General features: G+C 68.0%; 22 protein-coding genes and 1 tRNA gene. 9 read left to right on the top strand and 14 right to left on the bottom strand.

Annotation, left to right across the window (positions count from 1 at the left end):
* Nucleotides 1-135: 135 nt before the first annotated feature.
* The 8 genes from ACFIMZ_RS03265 (at nt 136) to ACFIMZ_RS03230 (ending at nt 7005) form a co-directional block, all read left to right on the top strand.
* Nucleotides 136-212 (top strand) — tRNA-Pro (locus ACFIMZ_RS03265).
* Nucleotides 213-355: 143 nt separating this feature from the next.
* On the top strand, nt 356-1651 hold the full coding sequence (locus ACFIMZ_RS03260; protein ID WP_431821366.1) for an HlyC/CorC family transporter: 1296 nt from the start codon (nt 356-358) through the stop codon (nt 1649-1651).
* Between the two features lie 107 nt (nt 1652-1758).
* Complete coding sequence (locus ACFIMZ_RS03255) at nt 1759-2994, top strand: GspE/PulE family protein (RefSeq protein WP_431822419.1); 1236 nt, start codon at nt 1759-1761, stop codon at nt 2992-2994.
* Nucleotides 2991-4202 (top strand): type II secretion system F family protein, encoded by a 1212-nt coding sequence (locus ACFIMZ_RS03250; RefSeq protein WP_431821365.1) that lies wholly within the window; start codon nt 2991-2993, stop codon nt 4200-4202. Before ACFIMZ_RS03255 ends, ACFIMZ_RS03250 begins: the two co-directional genes overlap by 4 nt.
* Before the next feature lie 45 nt (nt 4203-4247).
* Complete coding sequence (locus ACFIMZ_RS03245) at nt 4248-5156, top strand: prepilin peptidase (protein WP_431821364.1); 909 nt, start codon at nt 4248-4250, stop codon at nt 5154-5156.
* Between the two features lie 138 nt (nt 5157-5294).
* Nucleotides 5295-5903: a dephospho-CoA kinase gene (gene coaE, locus ACFIMZ_RS03240; RefSeq protein ID WP_431821363.1), complete on the top strand. Its 609-nt coding sequence runs from the start codon at nt 5295-5297 to the stop codon at nt 5901-5903.
* A 117-nt stretch (nt 5904-6020) separates the two neighbouring features.
* Nucleotides 6021-6776, top strand: a complete 756-nt coding sequence (zapD, locus tag ACFIMZ_RS03235; protein WP_431821362.1) for a cell division protein ZapD — start codon at nt 6021-6023, stop codon at nt 6774-6776.
* A gap of 28 nt (nt 6777-6804) precedes the next feature.
* The gene (locus ACFIMZ_RS03230; protein ID WP_431821361.1) at nt 6805-7005 is read left to right on the top strand and encodes a DNA gyrase inhibitor YacG; all 201 of its coding nucleotides are present in this window, start codon (nt 6805-6807) and stop codon (nt 7003-7005) included.
* A gap of 61 nt (nt 7006-7066) precedes the next feature.
* On the opposite strand, the gene ACFIMZ_RS03225 is transcribed toward ACFIMZ_RS03230, so the two are convergent.
* The 4 genes from ACFIMZ_RS03225 to secA all read right to left on the bottom strand — a co-directional run bounded on the left by ACFIMZ_RS03225 (nt 7067) and on the right by secA (nt 12656).
* Entirely contained in the window at nt 7067-7510 is a 444-nt protein-coding gene (locus ACFIMZ_RS03225; RefSeq protein WP_010091252.1) for an NUDIX domain-containing protein, read from the bottom strand.
* Complete coding sequence (locus ACFIMZ_RS03220; protein WP_059760468.1) at nt 7507-8376, bottom strand: ATP-binding protein; 870 nt, start codon at nt 8374-8376, stop codon at nt 7507-7509. Before ACFIMZ_RS03220 ends, ACFIMZ_RS03225 begins: the two co-directional genes overlap by 4 nt.
* A 19-nt stretch (nt 8377-8395) precedes the next feature.
* Nucleotides 8396-9637, bottom strand: a complete 1242-nt coding sequence (gene argJ / locus ACFIMZ_RS03215; RefSeq protein WP_431821360.1) for a bifunctional glutamate N-acetyltransferase/amino-acid acetyltransferase ArgJ — start codon at nt 9635-9637, stop codon at nt 8396-8398.
* Between the two features lie 220 nt (nt 9638-9857).
* Nucleotides 9858-12656: a preprotein translocase subunit SecA gene (secA, locus tag ACFIMZ_RS03210; RefSeq protein ID WP_431821359.1), complete on the bottom strand. Its 2799-nt coding sequence runs from the start codon at nt 12654-12656 to the stop codon at nt 9858-9860.
* Nucleotides 12657-12914: 258 nt separating this feature from the next.
* Between secA and ACFIMZ_RS03205 the strand changes: the two genes are divergently transcribed.
* Nucleotides 12915-13394 carry a DciA family protein gene (locus ACFIMZ_RS03205; protein ID WP_431821358.1) on the top strand — a complete coding sequence of 160 codons (480 nt, stop codon included), beginning with the start codon at nt 12915-12917 and terminating at the stop codon, nt 13392-13394.
* A gap of 81 nt (nt 13395-13475) precedes the next feature.
* Here the strand turns inward: ACFIMZ_RS03205 and lpxC are convergent, their stop codons facing one another.
* From lpxC to murD, 10 genes are all read right to left on the bottom strand, one after another.
* The gene (gene lpxC / locus ACFIMZ_RS03200) at nt 13476-14393 is read right to left on the bottom strand and encodes a UDP-3-O-acyl-N-acetylglucosamine deacetylase (RefSeq protein WP_431821357.1); all 918 of its coding nucleotides are present in this window, start codon (nt 14391-14393) and stop codon (nt 13476-13478) included.
* Between the two features lie 240 nt (nt 14394-14633).
* Nucleotides 14634-15140 (bottom strand): peroxiredoxin, encoded by a 507-nt coding sequence (locus tag ACFIMZ_RS03195; RefSeq protein ID WP_431822418.1) that lies wholly within the window; start codon nt 15138-15140, stop codon nt 14634-14636.
* 185 nt (nt 15141-15325) lie between these two features.
* The gene (gene ftsZ, locus ACFIMZ_RS03190) at nt 15326-16525 is read right to left on the bottom strand and encodes a cell division protein FtsZ (RefSeq protein ID WP_010091243.1); all 1200 of its coding nucleotides are present in this window, start codon (nt 16523-16525) and stop codon (nt 15326-15328) included.
* 112 nt (nt 16526-16637) lie between these two features.
* Nucleotides 16638-17870, bottom strand: coding sequence for a cell division protein FtsA (gene ftsA, locus ACFIMZ_RS03185; RefSeq protein WP_010091242.1), 1233 nt, complete (start codon nt 17868-17870; stop codon nt 16638-16640).
* A gap of 26 nt (nt 17871-17896) precedes the next feature.
* Nucleotides 17897-18649: a cell division protein FtsQ/DivIB gene (locus ACFIMZ_RS03180; RefSeq protein WP_010091241.1), complete on the bottom strand. Its 753-nt coding sequence runs from the start codon at nt 18647-18649 to the stop codon at nt 17897-17899.
* Nucleotides 18650-18669: 20 nt separating this feature from the next.
* Complete coding sequence (locus ACFIMZ_RS03175) at nt 18670-19611, bottom strand: D-alanine--D-alanine ligase (protein WP_431821356.1); 942 nt, start codon at nt 19609-19611, stop codon at nt 18670-18672.
* 1 nt (nt 19612) lies between these two features.
* The gene (gene murC, locus ACFIMZ_RS03170; RefSeq protein WP_431821355.1) at nt 19613-21010 is read right to left on the bottom strand and encodes a UDP-N-acetylmuramate--L-alanine ligase; all 1398 of its coding nucleotides are present in this window, start codon (nt 21008-21010) and stop codon (nt 19613-19615) included.
* Nucleotides 21007-22110, bottom strand: a complete 1104-nt coding sequence (gene murG / locus ACFIMZ_RS03165; protein ID WP_431821354.1) for an undecaprenyldiphospho-muramoylpentapeptide beta-N-acetylglucosaminyltransferase — start codon at nt 22108-22110, stop codon at nt 21007-21009. Before murG ends, murC begins: the two co-directional genes overlap by 4 nt.
* Entirely contained in the window at nt 22107-23390 is a 1284-nt protein-coding gene (gene ftsW, locus ACFIMZ_RS03160) for a putative lipid II flippase FtsW (protein WP_431821353.1), read from the bottom strand. Before ftsW ends, murG begins: the two co-directional genes overlap by 4 nt.
* Entirely contained in the window at nt 23387-24898 is a 1512-nt protein-coding gene (gene murD / locus ACFIMZ_RS03155) for a UDP-N-acetylmuramoyl-L-alanine--D-glutamate ligase (protein ID WP_431822417.1), read from the bottom strand. The genes ftsW and murD overlap by 4 nt, the downstream gene beginning before the upstream one ends.
* Between the last annotated feature and the right edge of the window lie 3 nt (nt 24899-24901).

The following is a 24901-nucleotide window of genomic DNA, read 5'->3' as shown; positions in this document are numbered from 1 at the left end:
GCGCGCTTCGGACACGCGGCTCAAAAAATATTTTCACCAAAGTATTCCATTTTAGAAAAAGCGCTGTTATAGTTATGTTCTTGCTCGACGACGCAGCGGTCTTGAAGAAGACTGCGAAGTCGGAAGAGTCCAAATCGGGGTGTAGCTTAGCCTGGTAGAGCGCTACGTTCGGGACGTAGAGGCCGGAGGTTCGAATCCTCTCACCCCGACCAGATTTGTGAAAAACCGTGCACCGAGGTGCACGGTTTTTTTTTGCCTGCGCGCCGCGCGACCCGTGCCGCCGGCGCGACACGCCCCTGCCACCGGCCTCTGCTATAGTCCCTCCATCCCTGTCCTTCACTGCCCTTTCCGACGCGTGGACCAAATTCCCTTATGGGCGCAAATCGGCGCCGTCTTCCTGCTTCTCCTCTGCTCCAGTTTCTTTTCCATTTCCGAGACCGCGATGATGGCGCTCAACCGCCATCGGCTCAAGCATCTCGCCGGCCAGGGCGCGCTCGGCGCGAAGACCACCCAGGGCCTGCTCACGCGCACCGACCAGCTGCTCAGCGTGATCCTGATCGGCAACAACCTGTTCAACACGATCATCCCGGTGCTCACGACGTCGATCGCGCTGCACACGTTCGGCCGTAACAACTTCGCGCTGTCGATCGCGACCGGCATCGTCGCGTTCCTGATCATCGTGTTCGCCGAAATCGCGCCGAAGATCGCCGGCGCGACGTTCCCGGAGCGCATCGCGCTGCCCGCGAGCCTCGTCATCGCGCCGCTGATGCGCGTGCTGAAGCCGATCGTCTGGTTCGTGAACGCGCTCGCGCACGGCGTGCTGTGGGTGTTGCGCATCAACACGGCCAAGGGCCGCGACCTGCGGCTGTCGGCCGACGAGCTGCGCACCATCGTGCTCGAATCGAGCAGCTTCATGCCGACCAAGCACCGCAGCATCCTGCTGAACCTGTTCGATCTCGAGAACATCACGGTCGACGACGTGATGGTGCCGCGCCGCCAGATCGAATCGCTCAATTTCTACGCGCCGCTCGACGACATCCTGCGTCAGCTCGAGACCTGCTATCACAACCGGCTCGTCGTCTACGAAGGCGACATCGACAAGGTGCTCGGCGTGCTGCACGTGCGCAAGACGCTGACCGCGCTGCACAACCAGGATTTCGACCGCGAGACGCTGCGCACGCTGCTCGCCGAGCCGTACTACGTGCCGTCGGGCACGCCGGTGGTCCAGCAGCTCCAGTATTTCCAGGAAAGCCGCCAGCGCACCGCGCTCGTCGTCAACGAATACGGCGAGCTCGAAGGTCTCGTCACGCCCGAGGACATCATCGAGGAACTGATCGGCGAGTTCACGACCTCGATGCCGCGCAGCGAGCGCAAGGGCGGCTGGGACGAGAACGGCGAATGCATCGTCGCGGCGAGCATGCCGCTGCGCGAGCTGAACCGCTGGCTGAACCTGAAGCTGCCGACCGACGGACCGAAGACGCTCAACGGGCTGATCCTCGAGGTCCTCGAGGACATTCCGGAAGACGACGTGTGCCTGAAGATCGGCGACGTAATGCTCGAAGTGATGCGCAGCGACGACCAGGCGGTCCGCACCGTCAAGCTCTTTAAGCCGCGCCCGGCGCGCGGCGTGCGCAGTCTCGCCAAGCGCTAGCCGGATAGCCGACTGCCGGCGCAGCCCCTGTCGCGCGACCATGCAACGGTCACGGTTACCAGGCGGCCGACGCGCCGGCATGCATGCTGCTCACACCTTCCGGCGGGATGCCCGCCGCTCCCGGCCCCGCGCCTTCATCCGACTCCCGCCCGCTTGACGCGGCCCAGCTCGACGACGCGCCGGCCGTGCGGCTGCTGACGGACACGCTGCACGCCGCGTGCGCCCGCGAAGCCTCCGACGTCCATGTCGAGCCGTTCGAAACGGGCTGGCGGATCCGCCTGCGCATCGACGGCGTGCTGCATGAACACGCGCGGCCGCCGGTGCACCTGCGCGATGCGTTCGTCACGCGGGTCAAGGTGCTCGCGCGCATGGACATCGCGGAACGCCGCATCCCGCAGGACGGCCGGCTGCGCGTCGCGCTCGCCGTCGGCCGGCGCGGCGACTACCGGGTCAGCTCGCTGCCCACGCTGTTCGGCGAAAAGCTCGTGCTGCGCCGGCTCGAAACGCTGCCGCCCGACCTCACGCTCGCGCGCCTGGGCTTCGACGCGCTGCAGGCGCGCGCGATGGAGGCGGCGATCCACGCACCGCACGGGCTCGTGCTCGTCACCGGGCCGACGGGCAGCGGCAAGACACTGTCCCTCTACTGCGCACTGCAGATGCTCGATCGCGACGCGCACAACGTCTGCACGGTCGAGGATCCGGCCGAGATCCAGCTCGACGGCATCAATCAGGTCGGCGTCGCGGAGAAGGCCGGGCTGACCTTCGCGACCGCGCTGCGCGCGCTGCTGCGGCAGGACCCCGACGTCATCATGGTCGGCGAGATCCGTGACGCGGAGACGGCCGATGTCGCGATCAAGGCCGCGCAAACCGGACACCTCGTGCTGTCGACGCTGCATACCAACGACGCGCCGGCCGCGATCACGCGGCTGCTCGACATCGGCGTCGCACCATACAACCTGGCGGCGGCGCTGCGCCTCGTCACCGCGCAGCGGCTCGTGCGCCGTCTGTGCGCGGCTTGCCGCTCGCCGTCCGACGCGCCGCCGCGCGTGCTGCGCGAATCCGGCTGCGACCCGTCGGCGCTCGCGTCCGGCTGGCGGCCGTTGGTCGCGCGCGGCTGCCCCGCCTGTCATGGCATCGGCTACCGCGGCCGCATCGGCCTCCACCAGACGATGCCGGTGTCGCCCAGGCTTGCGGAACACATCGTCGCGCGCGCGAGCGTCGGCGAACTCGCCCGCCATGCGGCCGGCGAAGGCGTGCGCAACCTGCGCGATGCCGCGCTTGCGCGCGTGCGGGACGGCACGACGAGTCTGGCGGAAGCGCTCGCCGCCACGCCCGACGCATGAACGCGCACACGCCGCCGCGGGAGACCCGCTTCGCGTGGCGCGGCCGCCGCCCCGACGGCGCGCCGCGCCGCGGCACCGTGGTCGCGTTCGATGCCGCCAGCGCACGCGCGACGCTCGCGCGCGCCGGCATCACCGTGCTGTCGCTCGATCCGCGCGGCGCGGCCCGGCCGCCGACGGCACGCGCACGGGAGATCACCCGCTTCACGCAGCAACTCGCCAGCCTGCTGCAGGCCGGCCTGCCGCTCGCGCCGGCGCTCGAGATGCTCGCGCGCACCCGCGGGCCCGACGGCATGCCGCGCATCGCGGCCGGCCTCGCACGGGAGATCGCCGGCGGGCGGCGCTTTGCCGATGCGCTCGCCCGCTACCCGTCTCAATTCGGCTTGCTGTATCGCCAGCTGATCGAGATCGGCGAGACGTCCGGCGCGCTCGGCCCGGTGCTGGCGCGTGTCGCGGATCACCGCGAACGCGCGGACGCGCAGCGGCGCAAGCTGCGCGCCGCGCTCGCCTACCCGGTGTCGGTCATCCTGTTCGCGCTCGCGATCACGATCGCGCTGATGCTGTGGGTCGTGCCGACCTTCCGGCAGATCTTCGACGGTTTCGGCGCCGCATTGCCGGCGCCGACACGCATGCTGCTCGCGCTCGCATCCGCCACAGCTGCATGGGGCACACCGCTGCTTGCCTGCGTCGTGGTCGCCGGCCTGGCCGCGCGGCAAGCGATCCGGCGCTCGCCCGCGCTGCGCCTCTCGCTGTCCCGGCACCTGCTGCGCACGCCGCTCGTCGGCCCGATGCTGAGCCGCTTCGCGGCCGCACGATGGTGCCGGTCGCTCGCCACGCTGCTCGGGGCCGGCGTGCCGCTCGCGGACGCCTTCGCGACGCTCGAGCGCACCGCCGGCCATCCGGTGTTCGAGCAGGCCACCGCGCGCATCGCCGCGCGCGTGCTGCGCGGCGCACGGCTCGCCGACGCGATGCATGCGGCCGGCTGCTTTCCGGACGACGTCGTCCAGCCGATTGCCGTCGCGGAAGAAACCGGCGCGCTCGGCACGATGCTCGCCGACCTCGCCGCACTGTGCGAACGCCAGCTCGACGCGCATCTCGATACGCTCGCCGCGCTCGGCGAACCGCTGATCGTGATCGTGCTGGGCGCACTGGTCGGCAGCCTCGTCGTCGCGATGTATCTGCCCATCCTTCAGCTCGGCAACGTGGTGTAGCATCGCTACCGAATCCGTCGCCGATTTGTCCGACCGCCCCGCAACATGACGCCCGAACCCTTGTACGCCGCCCCCGATTCGCCCGTGACAGCGCTGTCCGCGTTCGCGATGCTGCCGCCCGCCGCGCAGTATGCATTCGCCGTCGTGCTCGGCCTGTGCGTCGGCAGCTTCCTCAACGTGGTCATCCACCGGCTGCCCGTCATGATGAAGCGCGCGTGGGAGGCCGAGATCGCCGAGGCCACCGGCACGAACGCGGAGTCCGACGACGGCTATCCGCCGCGCTACGATCTGTGGCGCCCGCGCAGCGCCTGTCCGCATTGCGGCCACATGCTGCGCGCCTGGGAGAACATCCCGCTCGTCAGCTACCTGCTGCAACGCGGACGCTGCCGGCAGTGCGGCCACGCAATCGGCGCGCGCTACCCGCTGATCGAACTCGCGGGCGCGCTGCTCGCCGCCGGCTCGCTCGCGGCGTTCGGCCCCACGATGGCCGCACTCGCCGCATTCGGCCTGTGCGCCGCGCTGCTCGCGATGAGCGCGATCGACATCCAGACCGGCTACCTGCCCGATTCGATGACGCTGCCGCTGCTCTGGGCCGGCCTCGCGCTGAACCTCGGCGGCACGTTCGCGTCGCTGCGCGCGGCCGTCATCGGCGCGATGGCCGGCTACCTGTTCCTGTGGTCGATCTACTGGCTGTTCAGGTGGCTGCGCGGCATCGAGGGCATCGGCTTCGGCGACCTGAAGCTGCTCGCCGCGCTCGGCGCATGGATGGGCTGGGCCGCATTGCCGCAGGTCGTGTTGTTCGCGGCGGTGACGGGCGCGATCGTCGGGCTCGTCGCGACGTGGCGCGGCCGCATGCGCTTCGAGGAGCCGATTCCGTTCGGACCGTTTCTTGCGGCCGGCGGCGTCGCGACGCTGTTTTTCGGCACCCCTTTCTATTCGGCGCTCGGAGGCTGAAATGAAACGCCCCCCACGCTCACTTTTTTCGCTGCTCCCCGTGGGCGCGATCGGCCGCCCACGGCGGGCTTTGCAGGCGCGGAGCACTGCTCCGCGAATTCCCTGCTACGCCCTTGGGATGGCCAGGCGGAGACTGACATGTTTGCAGTAGGACTCACCGGCGGAATCGGCAGCGGCAAGACCACCGTGGCCGACCTGTTCGCGGCCCGCGGCGCGTCGATCGTCGACACCGACCTGATCGCCCATCGCATCACTGCGCCCGACGGGCTCGCGATGCCCGCGATCGAGCAGGCGTTCGGCCCGGACTTCGTCGCGGCGGACGGCTCGCTCGACCGCGCGAAGATGCGCACGCTGATCTTCAGCGACGATGCCGCGCGACGGCGCCTCGAGTCGATCACGCATCCGCTGATCCGTGCGGAGACGGACCGCGAAGGCCGGGAAGCGCAAGGCGCGTACGTCATGTTCGTCGTGCCGCTGCTCGTCGAATCCCGCAACTGGAAGTCGCGCGTCGATCGCGTGCTCCTCGTCGATTGCAAGGTCGAGACCCAGATTGCGCGCGTGATGCGCCGCAACGGTTTCACGCGCGAGCAGGTCGAGGCAATCGTTGCACGGCAGGCGACGCGCGACGCCCGTCTCGCTGCCGCCGACGACGTCATCGTCAACGATGCGACGATGCCCGACGCGCTCGCCGCGCAGGTCGACGCGCTGCACCAGCGCTATCTCGCCGCTGCGGCCGCTGCAAAGTAAGCACCATGTGCGTGCGACGCGCCGCGATGGCGCACGAAATTGGCGCGTTGCTAGGGTGGAGAGTGAGCATTAGAATGTCCTGCATTGTTTCATACCCTACGCAAGAGGCGAGCGCGCTTGATCCTTTACGAGTACCCGTTCAATGAGCGAATTCGCACGTTGCTGCGCCTCGAAGACCTGTTCGAGCGCTTTGCGTTTTTTTTGGCTCAGGAGGATGCGCGGGAACATCACGTCGCGCTGACGACGCTGTTCGAGATCGCCGAAGTCACGGGCCGCGCGGACCTGAAATCGGATCTGATGAAAGAACTCGAACGTCAACGCCAGACGCTCGCCCCCTTTCGCGGCAATCCGGGTATCGAACAGAACGCGCTTGAAGCCGTACTCGGCGAAATCGAGCAGACGCTCGCGAACCTCGGGCAGATGCAGGGCAAGACGGGCCAGCATCTGGTCGACAACGAGTGGCTCGCGAGCATCCGCAGCCGCGCGGTGATTCCCGGCGGAACCTGTAAATTCGATCTGCCGTCGTACTACGCGTGGCAACAGTGGCCCGCCGAGCAGCGGCGCCAGGACATCGCCAAATGGATCCTGCCGCTCCTGCCGCTGCGCGACGCGGTGACGATCGTGCTGCGCCTCGCGCGCGAATCGGGGCAGGCATCGAAGGTGATGGCCATGCAGGGCAGCTATCAGCAGATGCTGTCCGGTCGCAGTTATCAACTGATGCAGGTGCGCGTGGCGCCGGAACTGCGCGTGATTCCGGAAGCCAGCGCGAACAAGTACATGCTGTGGGTGCGGTTCACCATGCAGGACGGCGACGTGCGGCCGCGTGCCGTGGACATCGACGTGCCGTTCCACCTGACCCTGTGCAATCTGTAACGGCCGTGTGCCGGATCGACGCTTTCGTATGACTACTGTTGTGAAATGCCCGTCCTGCGGCGCCGAGGTGCGCTGGACGCCTGAAAATCGCTTCCGTCCCTTCTGTTCCGCCCGCTGCAAGCAGCTCGATCTCGGCGCGTGGGCCGCGGAAAAATACCGGATCGGCGGTTCGGACGACTCGCCGCTGTCCGAGGAAGAGGACGACAAGGACAGACGCCGCCCGAGTTAGCCGCCGCGCGGCGCCATGCGTCCCGCGCGCTGCGGCCCGCCTCCCGGCGAGCCGCCCGGCCTCAGCGTTGCGCTTCGTCCTTCGCGAGCAGTTCGAGCACCGGCAGCGCCGCGGGCAACAGCGGCGCGACGTCGACCGGCAGATGCTGCCAGACGAACGCCTGCCCTTCCTTGCTGTGCGGCTCGCCGGTCCAGCCCGTCACCTTGCAGAAGTAGAGCCGCACGTACGCATGCGGGTAGTCGTGCTCGAGCGTATGCCAGCGGTGGCAAGCGGTGACGGCGATCCCGAGCTCCTCGTGCAGTTCGCGCGCGAGCGCGTCCTCGACGCTTTCCCCCGCCTCCAGCTTGCCGCCCGGAAACTCCCAGTAGCCTTCGTACGGCTTGCCCTGCAGGCGCTGCGCGAGCAGGTAACGCCCGTCCGGCTGCACCATGATGCCGACCGCAACCTCGGTCACCTTCCGGCCGTCGGGCGCGCGCACGGCGCCTTGTGCGAGATCCGTGCTCATGCCTGCTCCTTGCGACCCGACCAGTCGCGCGCGAACTGCCACGCGACGCGTCCCGAGCGCGAACCGCGCTCGAGCGCCCACACGAGCGCATCGCCGCGCGCCTGCTCGATCTCGGCGTCACCGCAGCCGAAGTGGCGCAGCCAGTGCGCGACGATGCCGAGGTAATCGTCCTGCTTGAACGGATAGAAGCTGACCCACAGGCCGAAGCGCTCGGACAGCGAGATCTTCTCCTCGACGACTTCGCCGGGATGGATCTCGCCGTCGGGCAGGTGCTTGTACGTCTCGTTGTCGCTCATGTACTCGGGCAGCAGATGGCGGCGATTCGACGTCGCGTAGATCAGCACGTTGTCCGACTGCGCGGCGATCGAGCCGTCGAGCGCAACCTTCAGCGCCTTGTAGCCCGACTCGCCTTCCTCGAACGACAGGTCGTCGCAGAATACGATGAAGCGCTCGGGACGCTGCGCGATCAGGTCGACGATGTCGCCGAGATCGTGCAGGTCGTCCTTGTCGACTTCGATCAGGCGCAGCCCGTCGTTCGCATGGGCGTTCAGGCACGCCTTGATCAGCGACGACTTGCCGGTGCCGCGCGCGCCGGTCAGCAGCACGTTGTTCGCCGGCTTCTTCTGCACGAATTGCCGCGTGTTCTGCTCGATCAGCCCTTTCTGGCGATCGATGTTGTGCAGGTCGGCGAGCGTGATCGACGACACGGCGGGCACCGGCTGCAGATAGCCGCGCCCCTGGCGCTTGCGCCAGCGGAACGCGTTCGCGGCGTTCCAGTCGACTGCCGCCGGCGCGGGCGGCAGCATCGCCTCGAGCCGGCCGAGCAGCGTTTCCGCGCGCGTCAGGAACTGTTCGAGCTTGTCCATGATGTTCCGGCGCTCCCGGTCAGGAGCGGTAATCCGCGTTGATGCTCACGTAATCGTGCGACAGGTCGCACGTCCAGATCGTCGCCTGCGCATCGCCGCGGCCGAGCAGCACGCGGATCGTGATCTCGCTCTGCTTCATCACGCGCTGGCCGTCCTCTTCCTGGTACGCCGGATTGCGGCCGCCCGCCTTCGCGACCAGCACGTCGTCGAGATACAGGTCGATCTTGCCGACGTCGAGATCGGCGACGCCCGCGTAGCCGATCGCCGCGAGAATGCGGCCAAGGTTCGGGTCCGACGCGTAGAACGCCGTCTTCACGAGCGGCGAATGGCCGATCGCATAGGCGATCTGGCGGCATTCGGCGACGCTCCGGCCGCCTTCGACCTGCACCGTCATGAATTTCGTCGCGCCTTCGCCGTCGCGCACGATCAGCTGCGACAGCACTTGCGCAACCTCGGTGACCGCGTCGCGCAGCGCCGCGTAGGCAGGCGAATCGGTCGACGTGATCGCCGGCAGCGTGCTCTTGCCGGATGCGATCAGGATGAACGAGTCGTTCGTCGACGTGTCGCCGTCGATCGTGATGCAGTTGAACGAGCGGTCGGCGACCTCCTTCACGAGCGTGTCGAGCACCGGCTGCGCGACCGTCGCGTCGAACGCGAGGAAGCCGAGCATCGTCGCCATGTTCGGCTTGATCATGCCCGCGCCCTTGCTGATGCCGGACAGCGTGACCGTGTGGCCGTCGATCGTCACCTGGCGCGACGTCGCCTTCGGCAGCGTGTCGGTGGTCATGATCGCCTGCGCGGCGTCGAACCAGTGCGCGGCCTGGCGGTTCGCGAGCGCCGCCGGCAGGCCGGCCTTCAGGCGGTCGATCGGCAGCGGCTCGAGGATCACGCCCGTCGAGAACGGCAGCACCTGGGCCGGCTCGATGCCCGCGAGGCGCGCGAGCTCCGCGCAGGTCTCGCGCGTGTGCGCGAGACCCGGCTCGCCGGTGCCCGCGTTCGCGTTGCCGGTGTTGACGACGAGCGCGCGAATGCCCGCGCCGCCCGCGCGCACCTTCGCCAGATGCTCGCGGCAGACGATCACGGGCGCCGCGCAGAAGCGGTTCTCGGTGAACACGCCGGCGACCGTCGCGCCATCGTCGACGGAAATGACCAGCACGTCCTTGCGGTTCGGCTTGCGAATGTTCGCCTCCGCCCAGCCCAGCGTGACGCCGGCGACGGGATGCAGTTGGGCGGGATCGATCGACGGGAAATTGACAGCCATGTGGAACACCTGCCGGAAGGGAAAATGCCGGCGCGCGCCGGCATCGATTGAACGAACCGGCGGCCGCACGCGCGGACCGCCGCAACTCTCACCACAAATCAACGCTACAAACGACGCGGCGCGCTCATCGCGCGCCGCCTGTCAGCTTCCGCCGGGCCGCCCCAAGGAAGCTGACCGCCCCCTCGGGGGCAGCGAACGACGTGAGCGTGGGGTCGTCGTGTTACGACAGCTTGCCGTGACAATGCTTGTACTTCTTGCCGCTGCCGCACGGGCACGGGTCGTTGCGGCCGACCTTCGGCATCTCGCCGCCGGGGCCGCTGTGGCTCATCGCGCTGCCGACCATCTCCTCGGCGGCCGTCGCGGCGGCTACCGCCGCACCGCCCGCCACCGGCGCGCCTGCCTCGGCGAACTCGGCATGCTGGTACTCGACGTTCTCGAGATGCCCGCTGCGCTCCTCGATCTGCTCGGCCGCTTCCTCGAGCTGTTCCGGCGACTGGATCTGCACGTTCATCACGATCCGCGTGACTTCCTGCTTGATCGCCTCGAGCATCGCCGCGAACAGTTCGAACGCCTCACGCTTGTATTCCTGCTTCGGGTTCTTCTGCGCGTAGCCGCGCAGGTGGATGCCCTGGCGCAGGTGGTCGAGCGCCGCGAGGTGCTCGCGCCACAGGCGGTCGACCGACTGCAGCATCACCGAGCGCTCGAACGCGCTGAACGATTCGCGGCCGACCAGCGCGACCTTCGACTCGTATTGCTCGTCGGCCGCGGTGGTCACCGCGTCGAGAATCTCGTCCGCCGAGATCGACGACGACTCGTTCACCATTTCCTGGATCGCGAGATCGAGCTGCCAGTCGTTGCGCAGCGCTTCCTCGAGCTCGGGGACGTCCCACTGCTCCTCGATGCTCCCCGCCGGCACGAACTGGCGGACGACCTCGCTGATCACGCCGTGACGCATCGCACCGATCGTCTCGGTGATGTCATGCGCTTCGAGCAGCTCGTTGCGCTGCTGGTAGATGACCTTGCGCTGGTCGTTCGACACGTCGTCGTATTCGAGCAGCTGCTTGCGGATGTCGAAGTTGCGCGCCTCGACCTTGCGCTGCGCGGATTCGATCGAACGCGTGACGATGCCGGCCTCGATCGCCTCGCCTTCCGGCATCTTCAGGCGGTCCATGATCGCGCGCACGCGGTCGCCGGCGAAAATGCGCAGCAGCGGATCGTCGAGCGACAGGTAGAAGCGCGACGAACCCGGGTCGCCCTGACGGCCCGCACGGCCGCGCAGCTGGTTGTCGATCCGGCGCGACTCGTGACGCTCGGTGCCGATGATGTGCAGGCCGCCCGCTGCCTTCACCTGCTCGTGCAGCGTTTCCCATTCGTCATGGAGCTGCTGGATGCGGCGCGCCTTTTCGTCCGCCGGAACCGACGCGTCGGCCTCGATGAACGCGGCCTGCTTCTCCGCATTGCCGCCGAGCACGATGTCGGTGCCGCGGCCCGCCATGTTGGTCGCGATCGTGACGCGCTGCGGACGGCCCGCCTCCGCGACGATCGCCGCTTCGCGCGCGTGCTGCTTCGCGTTCAGCACCTCGTGCGGCAGCCCGGCCTGCTTCAGCAGGTGCGACAGCAGCTCGGAGTTCTCGATCGACGTCGTGCCGACCAGCACCGGCTGGCCGCGCTCGTGACATTCGCGGATGTCGCGGATCACCGCGTCGTAGCGCTCCTTGGCCGTCTTGTAGATCTGATCCTGCTTGTCGATCCGCTTCGGCGGACGGTTGGTCGGGATCACGACCGTCTCGAGACCGTAGATCTCGTTGAATTCGTACGCTTCGGTGTCCGCGGTGCCGGTCATGCCCGACAGCTTCGCGTACATGCGGAAATAGTTCTGGAACGTGATCGACGCGAGCGTCTGGTTCTCGCTCTGGATCTTCACGTGCTCCTTCGCCTCGACCGCCTGGTGCAGGCCGTCGGACCAGCGGCGGCCGGCCATCAGGCGGCCCGTGAATTCGTCGACGATGATCACTTCGCCGTCCTGCACGACGTAGTGCTGGTCCTTGTGGAACAGCGTGTGCGCGCGCAGCGCCGCGTACACGTGGTGCATCAGCGTGATGTTCTGCGGCGCGTACAGGCTCTCGCCCTCGCCGATCAGGCCCCACTCCGACAGCAGGCGCTCGGCCTTCTCGTGGCCCGCTTCCGTCAGGAACACCTGGCGCGACTTCTCGTCGAGCGTATAGTCGCCCGGCTTCTCGACGCCGGTGCCGTCGGCCTTCTCCTCGCCGATCTGGCGCTCGAGCAGCGGCGGCAGCGCGTTCATCCGCACGTACAGCTCGGTGTGGTCCTCGGCCTGGCCGGAGATGATCAGCGGCGTACGCGCTTCGTCGATCAGGATCGAGTCGACTTCGTCGACCACCGCGAAGTTCAGCGCGCGCTGCACGCGCGCGTCGGTCTCGTAGACCATGTTGTCGCGCAGGTAGTCGAAGCCGAACTCGTTGTTCGTGCCGTACGTGATGTCGGACGCGTACGCCTGCTGCTTCTGCTCGTGCTCCATGCCGGACAGGTTGATGCCGACCGACAGCCCGAGGAAGTTGTAGAGACGCGCCATCCACTCGGCGTCACGCTGCGCGAGGTAGTCGTTGACCGTCACGACGTGTACGCCGTGGCCCGACAGCGCGTTCAGGTACACCGGCAGCGTCGCCACCAGCGTCTTGCCCTCGCCGGTGCGCATTTCGGCGATCTTGCCGTAGTGGAGCACCATCCCGCCGATCAGCTGCACGTCGAAGTGACGCATCTTCAGCACCCGGCGGCTCGCCTCGCGGCAGACCGCGAACGCCTCCGGCAGCAGCTTGTCGAGCGACTCGCCGGCCGCGACCCGCTGGCGGAATTCGTCCGTCTTGCCGCGCAACTGGTCGTCCGTCAGCTTCTCGATCTGCGTTTCGAGCGCATTGATCGCCGCGACGGTCTTTTGATATTGCTTGACGAGCCGCTGGTTGCGGCTGCCAAAAATTTTCTGGAGAAAACCGGTTGTCATCGGATCGGATCCTGCGTCGCAGCACCGGCGCCCGGCGCGTGTTGCGCGCCCCGACGCCCGAGCCTCGGCGGCTTAGCGTAATAGTGGATACAAACAGCGAATTTTAGCACGCGGGGGCGCATGCGCCCGTGACTCGGGCGGACGGCAGCCTCGCCGTGCCGACGGGCCACACCGCCGCAAATCCGGCCGCGCGCCGGCCGCCGCGGGTACAATCGGCGTCAACCACCGCGCGCTGCCGCCTCCCCGAAGAAAGCCTCGATGAACCGATTTTCCAAGCGTTTCGGCCCGCTCGGCCCGTATCGCCCGCAACCCGTGTCCGAGGTGCTCGGCCGTACCGACGCGTTCGCGGCGCTGCGCGCCGGCGTCGAGCAGATCGCGTCGCTGCAGCGCGATCTCGCCGCGCTGCTGCCCGACTATCTCGCCAGCCACGTCGAGCCGGGGTTCGTGAAGGATGGTGTCCTGACCCTGTTTGCCGCGCACAACGCGCTGGCCGCGCGGCTGCGGCAGGTCGAGCCGCGGCTGCTCGCGGATCTGCAAAAGCGCGGCTGGCCGGTGAGCACGCTGCGCGTGCGCGTGCGTCCGAAGGACGCGCCGCCGCCGCCGCACGTGAAGCAGGCGCGGATGACGTCCGTCGGCGCCGCGGCATTGCGCGACCTCGCCGATCACCTCGAGCCGTCGCCGCTGCAGGCGGCGCTCGCCCGGATGGCGGCGCGGCATGGGGCGAAGACCCCGCGCTGACCACGCGCGCCGCTCGATCCGCGCAAACGAAAAAAAGCGGCCCTCGGGCCGCTTTTTCATCTGCGCACGGAGCGCGCCCGCTCAGGCGAACGCCGTCTGCGCATCGAACCCGAAGCCGCTCGGCGCGGACTGCGGATCGTCGAACGTCACGATCTCGTACGCGTCCTCGTGCGCGAGCAGCTCGCGCAGCAGCGCGTTGTTGAGCCCGTGCCCCGACTTGTATGCGGTATAGGACGCCAGCAGCGGATGGCCGATCACGTACAGGTCGCCGATCGCGTCGAGCATCTTGTGCTTCACGAACTCGTCGTCGTAGCGCAGCCCGTCGTTGTTCAGGATGCGGTACTCGTCGAGCACGATCGCATTGTCCATGCTGCCGCCGCGCGCCAGGCCGATCTCGCGCAGCATCTCGGCCTCGTGCGCGAAGCCGAACGTGCGCGCACGCGCGATGTCGCGCACGTACGACGTATTCGCGAAATCGACCTCGAGCTCCTGGCCCGTCTTGTCGACGGCCGGGTGACGGAAATCGATCGAGAACTTCAGCTTGAAGCCGAAATACGGATCGAGACGCGCGAACTTGTCGCCGTCGCGGATTTCGACCGTCTTCTTGACCTTGATGAAGCGCTTCGGCGCGTTCTGCTCCTCGATGCCGGCGGACTGGATCAGGAACACGAAAGTCGCCGCGCTGCCGTCCATGATCGGGATTTCCTCGGCCGTCACGTCGACGTACAGGTTGTCGATGCCGAGGCCCGCGCACGCGGACATCAGGTGCTCGACCGTCGACACGCGGACGCCATCCTTCTGCAGCACCGACGCGAGCCGCGTGTCGCCGATCGACGTCGCCGACGCGGGAATGTCGACGGGCGTGGGCAGGTCGACGCGCGAAAAGACGATGCCCGTGCCCGGCGCGGCGGGACGGAGCGTCAGCTCGATCTTGCGGCCCGAGTGGACACCGATCCCCACGGTCTTGACGATGGATTTGATGGTGCGCTGCTTCAGCATGGTGTTCTTCGTCTTGATTGAAGATTTCAATCAGGAGTTATATTCGATAGATGAGATTATAGCGTAATTCCTCATTCAACGCTGTTTGAAACTGCGTATCAATCTGTTTCCGCTGTTTACCCCTGCCGATACGGGACGGGCCGACGCCCGGAACGGAGGCGTTCCCGGTCATCAGCCCGTGTTACAACTGCCCTGCGGCCGATACGCAACGTTGCCTGCAAGCAACGGCGCATCGCGCAATCAGGACTTCAACGTCGCCAGCACACTCGCCGCATCGCTCACTTCGAACTTGCCCGGCGCTTCGACGGCCAGCGTCTTGACCACACCGTCGTCGACCACCATCGCGTAGCGCAGGGAACGAATCCCCATGCCACGCGCGGACAAATCCTGCGTCAGCCCCAGCGCATGAGTGAAAGCCGCGCTGCCGTCCGCCATCATGCGCACCTTGCCCGCGGTGTGCAGATCACGTCCCCAAGCGCCCATCACGAATGCGTCGTTGACGGACACGCACCAGATCTCGTCGATGCCCGCCGCGCGCAACTGCTCGGCGTGCTCGACATAGCCCGGCACATGCTGCGCCGAGCAGGTCGGCGTGAAAGCGCCGGGCAATCCGAAGATCACCACCCGCTTGCCCGCCGTCTGCTCGCGCACGCTGCGGGCGTTCGGCCCCAGCGTACAACCCGCCTGCGCGTCGTCGATGAACTCGAACAGTTGCGCGTCGGGCAGCGCGTCGCCCACTTGAATCATGCCTGGTCCCTCATAGCGATACGGTTTCTTGCGTGACACGGACAGCACGGCCCATTCCGCCTCGCCGAAGCGAAGAGGGCACGTCTCCCGGCCGGGCGTCGCATTCGACGCGGCCTGTCGCGGTCCGTAGCATCCGTCACGCCGGTTTCACCGCGGCGACACCGCCGCGGCTTCGCCCGTGTGCCTCAGTCAGCCTGCTTGCGCAGGAATGCCGGGATGTCGTACGTGTCGACCCCCTTCTCCTGCAGCGCCTGCACGTGCGATGCCGCGGTTTCGCGCGAATTGCGCCACACGGCCGGCGTGTCGAGCGCGCCGTAGTCGGCCGTGCTGACATGATGCGCCGGTGCGTAGCTGTTGTGCGACACCGCGTTGACCGGCTGGTTGTCCGTGCCGGTGCGCAGCAGCGTCATCGGCGCCGACTGCTGCTTCTTCGCCGCGCGGCCGAGGCCCGTCGCGACGACCGTCACGCGCAGCGCGTCGCCCATCGCGTCGTCGTACACCGCGCCGAAGATCACCGTCGCGTCTTCCGCCGCGTAGCTCTTGATCGTGTTCATCACTTCGCGCGTTTCCGACAGGCGCAGCGAACGGCTCGACGTGATGTTGACCAGCACGCCGCGCGCGCCCGACAGGTCGACGCCTTCCAGCAGCGGGCTCGCCACGGCCTGTTCCGCCGCGAGACGCGCGCGATCGACGCCGGCGACCGTCGCCGTGCCCATCATCGCCTTGCCCTGCTCGCCCATCACCGTCTTCACGTCTTCGAAGTCGACGTTGACCAGGCCATCGACGTTGATGATTTCCGCGATGCCAGCGACCGCGTTGTTCAGCACGTCGTCCGCGCACTGGAAGCACTTGTCCATCTCCGCGTCGTCGCCCATCACGTCGAACAGCTTGTCGTTCAGCACGACGATCAGCGAGTCGACATGATCTTCCAGCTGCTGCGAGCCCGCTTCCGCGACGCGCATCCGCTTGCCGCCTTCGAACTCGAACGGCTTGCTGACGACGCCGACCGTCAGGATGCCCATCTCCTTCGCGATCTGCGCGACGACCGGCGCCGCGCCCGTGCCGGTGCCGCCGCCCATGCCGGCGGTGATGAACACCATGTGCGCGCCGCGCAGCCCGTCGGCGATGCGCTCACGCGCCTCTTCGGCTGCCGCACGGCCCATCTCCGGCTTCGCGCCGGCGCCGAGGCCGGTGTTGCCGAGCTGGATCACGGACGGCGCGCGCGAACGCGACAGCGCCTGCGCGTCGGTGTTCATCACGATGAAGTCGACGCCCTGCACACCGCGATTGATCATGTGCTGCACGGCATTGCCGCCAGCGCCGCCAACGCCCACCACCTTGATGATGGTGCCGTTGGTTTCGGTTTCCAGCATTTCAAATTCCATTGTTGCCTCCGTCAAGAAAGTTACTGCTACTCGGCCGTTATTCGGCAGGAGATCGGGCAACCCCCTGTCGCGCGCCGGCCGCCGGCACCGGCGCGAATTTCGATTCGGTTCGTCAGAAGTTGCTCAGGAACCATTCCTTCATCCGCGAGAAGATCTGCCCCGCGTTGCCGGACTGCACCGCGACCTTGCGGCCGCGCATGCGCTGAGCGCTGCCTTCCACCAGGAGGCCCATCGCCGTCGAATAGCGCGGATTGCGCACGACGTCGGCCAGGCCGCCCGCGTATTCCGGCGCGCCGATGCGCACCGGTTTCAGGAAAATGTCCTCGCCGAGCTCGACCATCCCCGGCATCATCGCCGCGCCGCCGGTAATGACCACGCCGGAGCTCAGCAGTTCTTCGTAACCCGACTCGCGCACGACCTGCTGCACGAGCGAGAACAGCTCCTCGACGCGCGGCTCGATCACCGCCGCAAGCGCCTGGCGCGACAGCGTGCGCGGGCCGCGTTCGCCGAGGCCCGGCACTTCGACCATCTCGTCCGGATCGGCGAGCGCCTGCTTCGCGATCCCGTAGCTGACCTTGATGTCTTCCGCGTCCGGCGTCGGCGTGCGCAGCGCCATCGCGATGTCGCTCGTGATCTGGTCGCCGGCGATCGGAATCACCGCGGTGTGGCGAATCGCGCCTTCCGCGAAGATCGCGATGTCGGTCGTGCCGCCGCCGACGTCGACGAGCACCACGCCGAGATCCTTCTCGTCCTCGGTCAGCACCGCGAGCGACGACGCGAGCGGCTGCAGGATCAGGTCGTTCACTTCCAGCCCGCAGCGGCGCACGCACTTGACGATGTTCTGCGCGGCGCTCACCGCGCCCGTCACGATGTGCACCTTCACCTCGAGGCGGATCCCGCTCATGCCGATCGGCTCGCGCACGTCTTCCTGGCCGTCGATGATGAATTCCTGCGTGAGGATGTGCAGCACCTGCTGGTCGGTCGGGATGTTGATCGCCTTCGCGGTCTCGATCACGCGCGCGACGTCCGTCTGCGTGACTTCCTTGTCCTTGATCGCGACCATCCCGCTCGAATTGAAGCTGCGGATATGGCTGCCGGCGATCCCCGTGAACACGTTGGTGATCTTGCAGTCGGCCATCAGCTCGGCTTCCTCGAGCGCGCGCTGGATCGACTGCACGGTGGCCTCGATGTTCACCACCACGCCCTTCTTCAGACCTTTCGATTCGCTCTGGCCGAGACCGATCACCTCGTAGTGACCTTCGCCCTTCAGCTCGGCGACGACGGCCACCACCTTCGACGTGCCGATGTCGAGGGAAACCAGCAGATCCTTGTAGTCTTTGCTCATAGAGTGCTCTTGCGTGTGATCTCTCGTTACTTCTTGCGCTTGTCGGTATCGGTCAGGAACCGCATGCCCGCCGCGCGAATCGCGAATCCGTTCGGATAGCGCAGGTCCGCGTACTCGATGTCGTTGCCCCAGCGTTGCGTGACGGCCGGCCACGCGGCGACGAGACGCTGGCTCCGGTCGTGCAGGGTGTCGCCGTTGCGCTCCTTGCCCAGCTCCACCTGCATCCCGTTCGACAGCTTCACCGTCCATGCGTAGCGCGCCGACAGCGTGACCTCTTCCGGCGTCGCGTTGAGCGGCGCGAACCACTTCGCGAAGTCGTGATACCGCACGACGACTTCCTTCGCGCTGCCTTCCGGCCCGTCGAACGCGGGCAGCGCCTCGTCGAGCTCGCCCTGGTTCGCGGTGAACAACTCGCCGTCGACGCTCACCAGCTGGTCGCTGCCCCAGGTCCCGAGCGGTTTGTACTCCTCGAGCGTGACAGCCAGCGCATTCGGCCACACCCGGCGCACGCTCGCGCGGCGCACCCACGGCATCTGCTCGAACGCAACCCGCGCCGTATCGAGATCGACGGTGAAGAAGTTGCCCTTCAGCCGCCCGACCACGCCCGCGCGCACGATGGGTGCGTTGATGTGGTCGGTGTCGCCGTCGATCTGGATCGCGCGCAGCGCGAACGCCGGACGCTGGATCAGCCAGTAGCAGCCGGCCGCCGCCAACACGAGCAGCAGCAGCGCGTACAGCGCGCTGGCGGCAAGGTTGAGTTGGCGAACGTTGTTCCACATGACGTCTTTCCGTTCCTGCTTCAGTCGTTGAGCGTGAGCGACAGCACCTTCACCACCAGCTCCGAATAGCTGATGCCGACCGCGCGCGCCGCCTTCGGCGGCAGCGAGTGATCGGTCATGCCCGGCGCGGTGTTCACTTCCAGGAAGTACGCGTTGCCGTTGGCGTCGAGCATGAAGTCCGCGCGGCCCCAGTCGGTGCAGCCCAGCACGTCGAACGCCCGGCGCGCGACGCGCTTCAGCTCCGCCTCCTTGTCGGCGGGCAGCCCGCACGGAATCAGGTATTGCGTGTCGTCGGCGATGTACTTCGCGTGATAGTCGTAGAACTCGCCGGCCGGCACGATCTTGATCACGGGCAGGTCGAGATCGCCTGCGATGCACGCGGTGTATTCGCCGCCGCCCTCGATGCTCTTCTCGACGATCACGATCGGGTCGTGCTTCGCGGCTTCGGCGAGCGCAGCCGGCAGCGCGTCGGCCGTCTTCACTTTCAGCACCGCGACGCTCGATCCCTCGCTCGCCGGCTTCACGAACAGCGGCAGGCCGAGCTTCGCGACGATCTCCGGCGCGCGCGCCGCGAGGTCGTCGCCGCGCAGCACCGTCTCGAACGGCGGCGTCGGCACGCCCGTCTGCTGCCACACGAGCTTCGTGCGGAACTTGTCGAGGCCGAGCGCCGAGCCGAGCACGCCGCTGCCCGTGTAGCGGATCCCGTAGAAATCGAGCGCGCCCTGAATCTGGCCGTTCTCGCCGTAGCCGCCGTGCAGCGCGTTGAACGCGCGCACGAACCCTTCGTCCTTCAGCGCCGCCAGCGGACGCTCGGCCGGGTCGAACGGATGCGCGTCGATGCCCGCGTCGCGCAGGCCCTGCAGCACGAGCCGGCCCGAATTGAGCGACACCTCGCGCTCCGCGGACACGCCGCCGAGCAACACCGCCACCTTGCCGAAACGTTTCGGATCAATCCCGCTCATGTCATGCCTTCTGTTGAGTGTGTTGCGCGAGCTTCGCCGGCACGCCGCCGATCGAGCCCGCGCCCATCGTGATCACCACGTCGCCGTTCTGCGCGACCTTCGTCAATGCGTTCGGCACGTCGTCGACCGTCGCGACGAATACCGGTTCCACCTTCCCCGCCGCGCGCAGCGCGCGCGACAGCGCGTCGCCGTTGGCGGTCGTGATCGCCGCCTCGCCGGCCGCGTAGACTTCCGTCAGCACCAGCGCATCGACCGTCGACAGCACGTTGACGAAATCGTCGAAGCAGTCGCGCGTGCGCGTATAGCGGTGTGGCTGGAACGCGAGCACGAGGCGGCGGCCGGGGAACGCGCCGCGCGCGGCCGCGATCGTCGCCGCCATTTCGACCGGATGATGGCCGTAGTCGTCGATCAGCGTGTAGCTGCCGCCGTCCGCCGCCGGCACCTCGCCGTAGCGCTGGAAGCGCCGGCCGACGCCGTTGAACTCCGCGAGCGCCTGCTGGATCGCGTCGTCCGATACGCCGAGATCCGTCGCGATCGCGATCGCCGCGAGCGCGTTCTGCACGTTGTGCAGCCCCGGCATGTTCAGGACGACGGGCAGCGGCTCGCGCCCTTCGCGGATCACCGTGAAGTGCATCCGGCCATCGCGCGCGTCGATGTCTTCCGCGCGCACCTGCGCGTCCGGCGACAACCCGTAGCGCACCACCGGCTTCGAGATGAACGGGATGATCTGGCGCACGTTCGGATCGTCGACGCACACGACCGCGCTGCCGTAGAACGGCAGGCGCTGCGTGAATTCGATGAACGCCTGCTTGAGCCGCGCGAAGTCGTGCCCGTAGGTGTCCATGTGGTCGGCATCGATGTTCGTGATGACTTCGATGACCGGGTACAGGTTCAGGAACGACGCGTCCGACTCGTCGGCCTCGGCGACGATGAAGTCGCCCGTGCCGAGCCGCGCGTTCGCGCCGGCGCTGATCAGGCGCCCGCCGATCACGAAGGTCGGATCGAGGCCGCCCGCCGCGAGCACGCTCGCGACGAGGCTCGTCGTCGTGGTCTTGCCGTGCGTGCCCGCGATCGCGATGCCCTGCTTCAGGCGCATCAGCTCGGCGAGCATCACCGCGCGCTGCACGATCGGCACGCGCTTCGCGCGCGCGGCCAGCACTTCCGGGTTGTCCGAGCGCACCGCCGTCGACACGACGACCGCGTTCGCGCCCTCGATGTTCGCCGCGTCGTGGCCGATCGCGATCCGCGCGCCGAGCGCCTCGAGACGGTCGGTCACCGCGTTGCGCGACAGGTCCGAGCCGCTGACCTGGTAGCCGAGATTGACGAGCACTTCCGCGATGCCGCTCATGCCGGCGCCGCCGATCCCGACGAAATGAATGTGTTTGACGATGTGTTTCATTGCAGTTTTTCCAGGTTCGCGCCGGCCACCGTCGCGCAGACCCGCGCGACTTCGTCGGTGGCATCCGGCTTCGCCAGCGAGCGCGAACGCTCCGCCATGTCCGCGAGCGACGCCCGCGACTGGCTGCGCAGCCAGTCGGCGAGCAGGTCGGCCGACAGGTCGCGTTGTTGCACCAGCACCGCTGCTCCCGCCTCGGCGAGGAACGCGGCATTGGTCGTCTGGTGATCGTCGACGGCATACGGGAACGGCACGAACAGCGCCGCCACCCCGACCGCCGCGATCTCCGATACCGTCATCGCGCCCGACCGGCAGATCACGAGATCCGCCGCCGCGTACGCGGCGGCCATGTCGTCGATGAACGGCACGAGCTGCACGTCGCTGCCGCACACGAGGCCGGCAGCCTCGTAGTTCGCCTTCAGCACGTCGATATGCTTCGCGCCCGCCTGATGCACGATGCGCGGACGCTCGCCCGGCGCAAGCATCGCCAGCGCACGCGGCACCACTTCGTTCAGCGCGGCGGCGCCGAGGCTGCCGCCGACGACCAGCACGTTCAGCGGACCGCTGCGCGCCGCATAGCGTGCTTTGGGCGGTTCCGTGCGCGCAAGTTCCGCGCGAATCGGGTTGCCGGTCCATTCGGCGTGCGGCAGCGCGTCCGGGAACGCGACGAGCACGCGTTTCGCGAGCTTCGCGAGCACCTTGTTCGCGAGGCCGGCGATCGAATTCTGTTCGTGCAGCACGAGCGGACGGCCGGACAGCGCCGTCATCACGCCCGCCGGGAACGTGATGTAGCCGCCCATCCCGAGCACGACGTCGGGCTTGACCCGGCGCAGCGCGCCGAGGCTCTGCCAGCACGCGCGCAGCAGGTTGAACGGCAGCGACAGCTTGGTCTTCAGACCCTTGCCGCGCACGCCGCCGAACCGCACGTATTCCATCGGGATGCCGTGCTTCGGCACGAGCGTCGCCTCCATCCCGGCCGGATTGCCGAGCCACACGACGCGCCAGCCCGCCGCTTCCATCCGGTGCGCGACCGCGAGCCCCGGGAACACGTGGCCCCCGGTGCCGCCTGCCATCACCATCAGCGTGCGATGCGTCGCGGTCATACCTTCCCTCCACGCATCAGCACCCGGCTTTCATAGTCGACCCGCAGCAGCACCGCGAGCGCGACGCAGTTGAGCAGGATGCCCGAGCCGCCGTAGCTCACGAGCGGCAGCGTCAGGCCCTTGGTCGGCAGCAGGCCGAGGTTCACGCCCATGTTGATGAACGCCTGCGCGCCGAACCAGATGCCGATGCCCTTCGCTGTCAGCCCCGCGAACGTGCGGTCGAGCGCGAGTGCCTGGCGGCCGATCTCGAACGCGCGGCGCACGATCCAGTAGAACAGCAGGATCACGACCATCACGCCGACGAAGCCGAGTTCCTCGCCGATCACCGCGAGGATGAAGTCGGTATGCGCTTCGGGCAGGTAGTTCAGCTTCTCGACGCTGCCGCCGAGGCCGACGCCGAACCATTCGCCGCGGCCGAACGCGATCAGCGAGTGCGTGAGCTGGTACGCCTTGCCCTGCGCGTAACGCTCGTCCCACGGGTCGAGATACGCGAAGATCCGCTCGCGACGCCACGGCGACAGCCAGACGAGCATCGTGAAGGTGCCGACCGCGGTCGCGACGAGGCCGCCGAACAGCTTGCCGTTCACGCCGCCGAGGAACAGCACGCCCATCGCGATCGCGGCGATCACCATGAATGCGCCCATGTCCGGCTCGAGCAGCAGCAGCGCGCCGACGAGGCCGACCGCGCAGGCCATCGGCAGGAAGCCCTTCGCGAAGCTCTGCATGTATTCCTGCTTGCGCACCGTGTAGTTCGCCGCGTAGATCGTCACCGCGAGCTTCATGACTTCCGACGGCTGCATGTTCGTGATGCCGAGCGGGATCCAGCGGCGCGCGCCGTTCACGCCCTTGCCGACGTGCGGGATCAGCACGATCACGAGGCCGATGAGCGCGATCAGGAAGAGATGCGGCGCGTACTTGTCCCACGTCGACACCGGCACGCGAAACGCGATCACCGCCGCGATGAACGCGACGCCGAGCGACACGCAATGGCGCAGCAGGAACGCGTAATCGTGATACGACGCGTACTTCGGCGAATCCGGCATCGCGATCGACGCCGAATACACCATCACGACGCCGAGCCCGAGCAGCGCGACCGCGACCCACAGCAGCGAGTAGTCGAAATCGAGCATCCGCGAACGGCCCGGCCGCACGCCGTTGACGACGCTCGCGAGGCCGCCCGTCGCGGCCCGCGTGGCCGACGCGACGCGGCCGCCGGCCACATTGCCGCCGCCATCGCGTCGATCGTTGAAACGGGAGACGAGGCGATCGGACCAGCTCATGGCGTCGCTCCTTGATCGAGGGCGAGATCCTCCACCGCGCGGCGGAACACGTCAGCGCGATGGGCGTAGCTCTTGAACATGTCGAAGCTCGCGCACGCGGGCGACAGCAGCACCGCGTCGCCCGGCTCCGCGAGCTCGCTCGCCGCGCGCACCGCCTCCTCGAGCGTCGCGTGATCGACGAGCGGCACGCCGGTGTCGGCGAGCGCGTCGCGGATCGCCGGCGCGTCGCGGCCGATCAGCAGCACCGCGCGGCACCAGCGCGCGACTGGAGCGGCGAGCGGCGAAAAATCCTGGCCCTTGCCGTCGCCGCCGGCGATCAGCACGATCCGCTGCGCGAGCCCGTCGAGCGCGGCAACTGTCGCGCCGACGTTCGTGCCCTTGCTGTCGTCGACATAATCGACGTCGTCGAGCGTCGTGATCAGCTCGACGCGATGCGCCTCGCCGCGGTATTCGCGCAGCCCGTGCAGCAGCGGCGCGGCCGGCAGGTCGATCGCGCGCGCGAGCGCGAACGCGGCGAGCGCGTTCGCCGCGTTGTGCAGGCCGCGGATGCGCAGCGCGTCGACCGGCATCAGGCGCTTCTGCGCGATGTCCGGCGTATGGACGGCGTCGCGCTTGCGGCGGCGGCCCGTCGCCGGCTCGTCGGTCGCGTCGCGATCGATCGCCTCGACGAGCCACGCGATCCCGTTGTCGCGAGACAGGCCGTAATCGCCCTCATGCACCGGCTCGTTCAGGCCGAACGTGACCGTGCGCGGCACATCGGCCGCGCCCGCGGCCGGCGCGAACTTCATCACGGCCGCATCGTCGCGGTTCAGCACGCGCGTCGTCGTCGCGCCGAAGATCCGGCCCTTTGCGGCCGCGTATGCGTCGAAGCTGCCGTGCCAGTCGAGGTGGTCCTGCGTGATGTTGAGGATCGCGGCCGCGTCCGGCGCGAACGTGCGCGCGGTCTCGAGCTGGAAGCTCGACAGCTCCAGCACCCAGACGTCCGGCAGTGCGGTGGCGTCGATCGCGTCGGCGAGCCGGTCGAGCATCGCCGGGCTGATGTTGCCCGCGACGCCGACCTTCTTGCCCGCCCGTTCGCACAACAGGCCGGTCAGGCTCGTCGTCGTGGTCTTGCCGTTGGTGCCCGTGATCGCCAGCACCTTCGGCTGATAGCCGCTCGCGCCGAGCGCGCGCAGCGCCTGCGCGAAGAACTCCAGTTCGCCCCACACCGCGACGCCGCGCTCGTTCGCCGCCGCGATCAGCGCCGCGAGCGCCGGCTCGAGCGGCGACAGGCCGGGGCTCAGCCCGACGATCTCGATGCCGCCGTCGAGCAGCGCCGGCGAAAACGGACCGCCGACGAATTCCGCGTCGATGCCTTCTGCCTGCAGCGCGGCAAGGTTCGGCGGCGCCTCGCGGGTATCGGCAATACGCAGGCGGCACCCGTGCCTCGCGCACCACCGCGCGATCGCGAGACCCGATTCCCCGAGCCCCAGCACGAGCACCATCGGCCGCTGCCGATCTCCAAACATCTC

Source organism: Burkholderia sp. F1, from assembly GCF_050813845.1.
In the GTDB taxonomy this organism is placed as follows: Bacteria; Pseudomonadota; Gammaproteobacteria; order Burkholderiales; family Burkholderiaceae; genus Burkholderia; species Burkholderia ubonensis.
The sequence above is the reverse complement of the archived record's forward strand: the minus strand, read 5'-3'. Positions and strand labels throughout refer to the sequence as shown.

Excerpts from the sequence above, each read along its gene's own strand:
- ftsA (WP_010091242.1), bottom strand. The coding sequence starts at position 17,870 with ATGAGCAAAGACTACAAGGATCTGCTGGTTTCCCTCGACATCGGCACG.
- argJ (WP_431821360.1), bottom strand. The coding sequence starts at position 9,637 with ATGGCTGTCAATTTCCCGTCGATCGATCCCGCCCAACTGCATCCCGTC.
- ACFIMZ_RS03180 (WP_010091241.1), bottom strand. The coding sequence starts at position 18,649 with ATGTGGAACAACGTTCGCCAACTCAACCTTGCCGCCAGCGCGCTGTAC.
- ACFIMZ_RS03230 (WP_431821361.1), top strand. The coding sequence starts at position 6,805 with ATGACTACTGTTGTGAAATGCCCGTCCTGCGGCGCCGAGGTGCGCTGG.
- secA (WP_431821359.1), bottom strand. The coding sequence starts at position 12,656 with ATGACAACCGGTTTTCTCCAGAAAATTTTTGGCAGCCGCAACCAGCGG.
- ACFIMZ_RS03255 (WP_431822419.1), top strand. The coding sequence starts at position 1,759 with ATGCCCGCCGCTCCCGGCCCCGCGCCTTCATCCGACTCCCGCCCGCTT.
- murC (WP_431821355.1), bottom strand. The coding sequence starts at position 21,010 with ATGAAACACATCGTCAAACACATTCATTTCGTCGGGATCGGCGGCGCC.
- murG (WP_431821354.1), bottom strand. The coding sequence starts at position 22,110 with ATGACCGCGACGCATCGCACGCTGATGGTGATGGCAGGCGGCACCGGG.
- lpxC (WP_431821357.1), bottom strand. The coding sequence starts at position 14,393 with ATGCTGAAGCAGCGCACCATCAAATCCATCGTCAAGACCGTGGGGATC.
- ACFIMZ_RS03220 (WP_059760468.1), bottom strand. The coding sequence starts at position 8,376 with ATGGACAAGCTCGAACAGTTCCTGACGCGCGCGGAAACGCTGCTCGGC.
- ftsZ (WP_010091243.1), bottom strand. The coding sequence starts at position 16,525 with ATGGAATTTGAAATGCTGGAAACCGAAACCAACGGCACCATCATCAAG.
- ACFIMZ_RS03245 (WP_431821364.1), top strand. The coding sequence starts at position 4,248 with ATGACGCCCGAACCCTTGTACGCCGCCCCCGATTCGCCCGTGACAGCG.
- ACFIMZ_RS03250 (WP_431821365.1), top strand. The coding sequence starts at position 2,991 with ATGAACGCGCACACGCCGCCGCGGGAGACCCGCTTCGCGTGGCGCGGC.
- coaE (WP_431821363.1), top strand. The coding sequence starts at position 5,295 with ATGTTTGCAGTAGGACTCACCGGCGGAATCGGCAGCGGCAAGACCACC.
- ACFIMZ_RS03225 (WP_010091252.1), bottom strand. The coding sequence starts at position 7,510 with ATGAGCACGGATCTCGCACAAGGCGCCGTGCGCGCGCCCGACGGCCGG.
- ACFIMZ_RS03205 (WP_431821358.1), top strand. The coding sequence starts at position 12,915 with ATGAACCGATTTTCCAAGCGTTTCGGCCCGCTCGGCCCGTATCGCCCG.
- ACFIMZ_RS03175 (WP_431821356.1), bottom strand. The coding sequence starts at position 19,611 with ATGAGCGGGATTGATCCGAAACGTTTCGGCAAGGTGGCGGTGTTGCTC.
- murD (WP_431822417.1), bottom strand. The coding sequence starts at position 24,898 with ATGTTTGGAGATCGGCAGCGGCCGATGGTGCTCGTGCTGGGGCTCGGG.
- ftsW (WP_431821353.1), bottom strand. The coding sequence starts at position 23,390 with ATGAGCTGGTCCGATCGCCTCGTCTCCCGTTTCAACGATCGACGCGAT.
- ACFIMZ_RS03195 (WP_431822418.1), bottom strand. The coding sequence starts at position 15,140 with ATGATTCAAGTGGGCGACGCGCTGCCCGACGCGCAACTGTTCGAGTTC.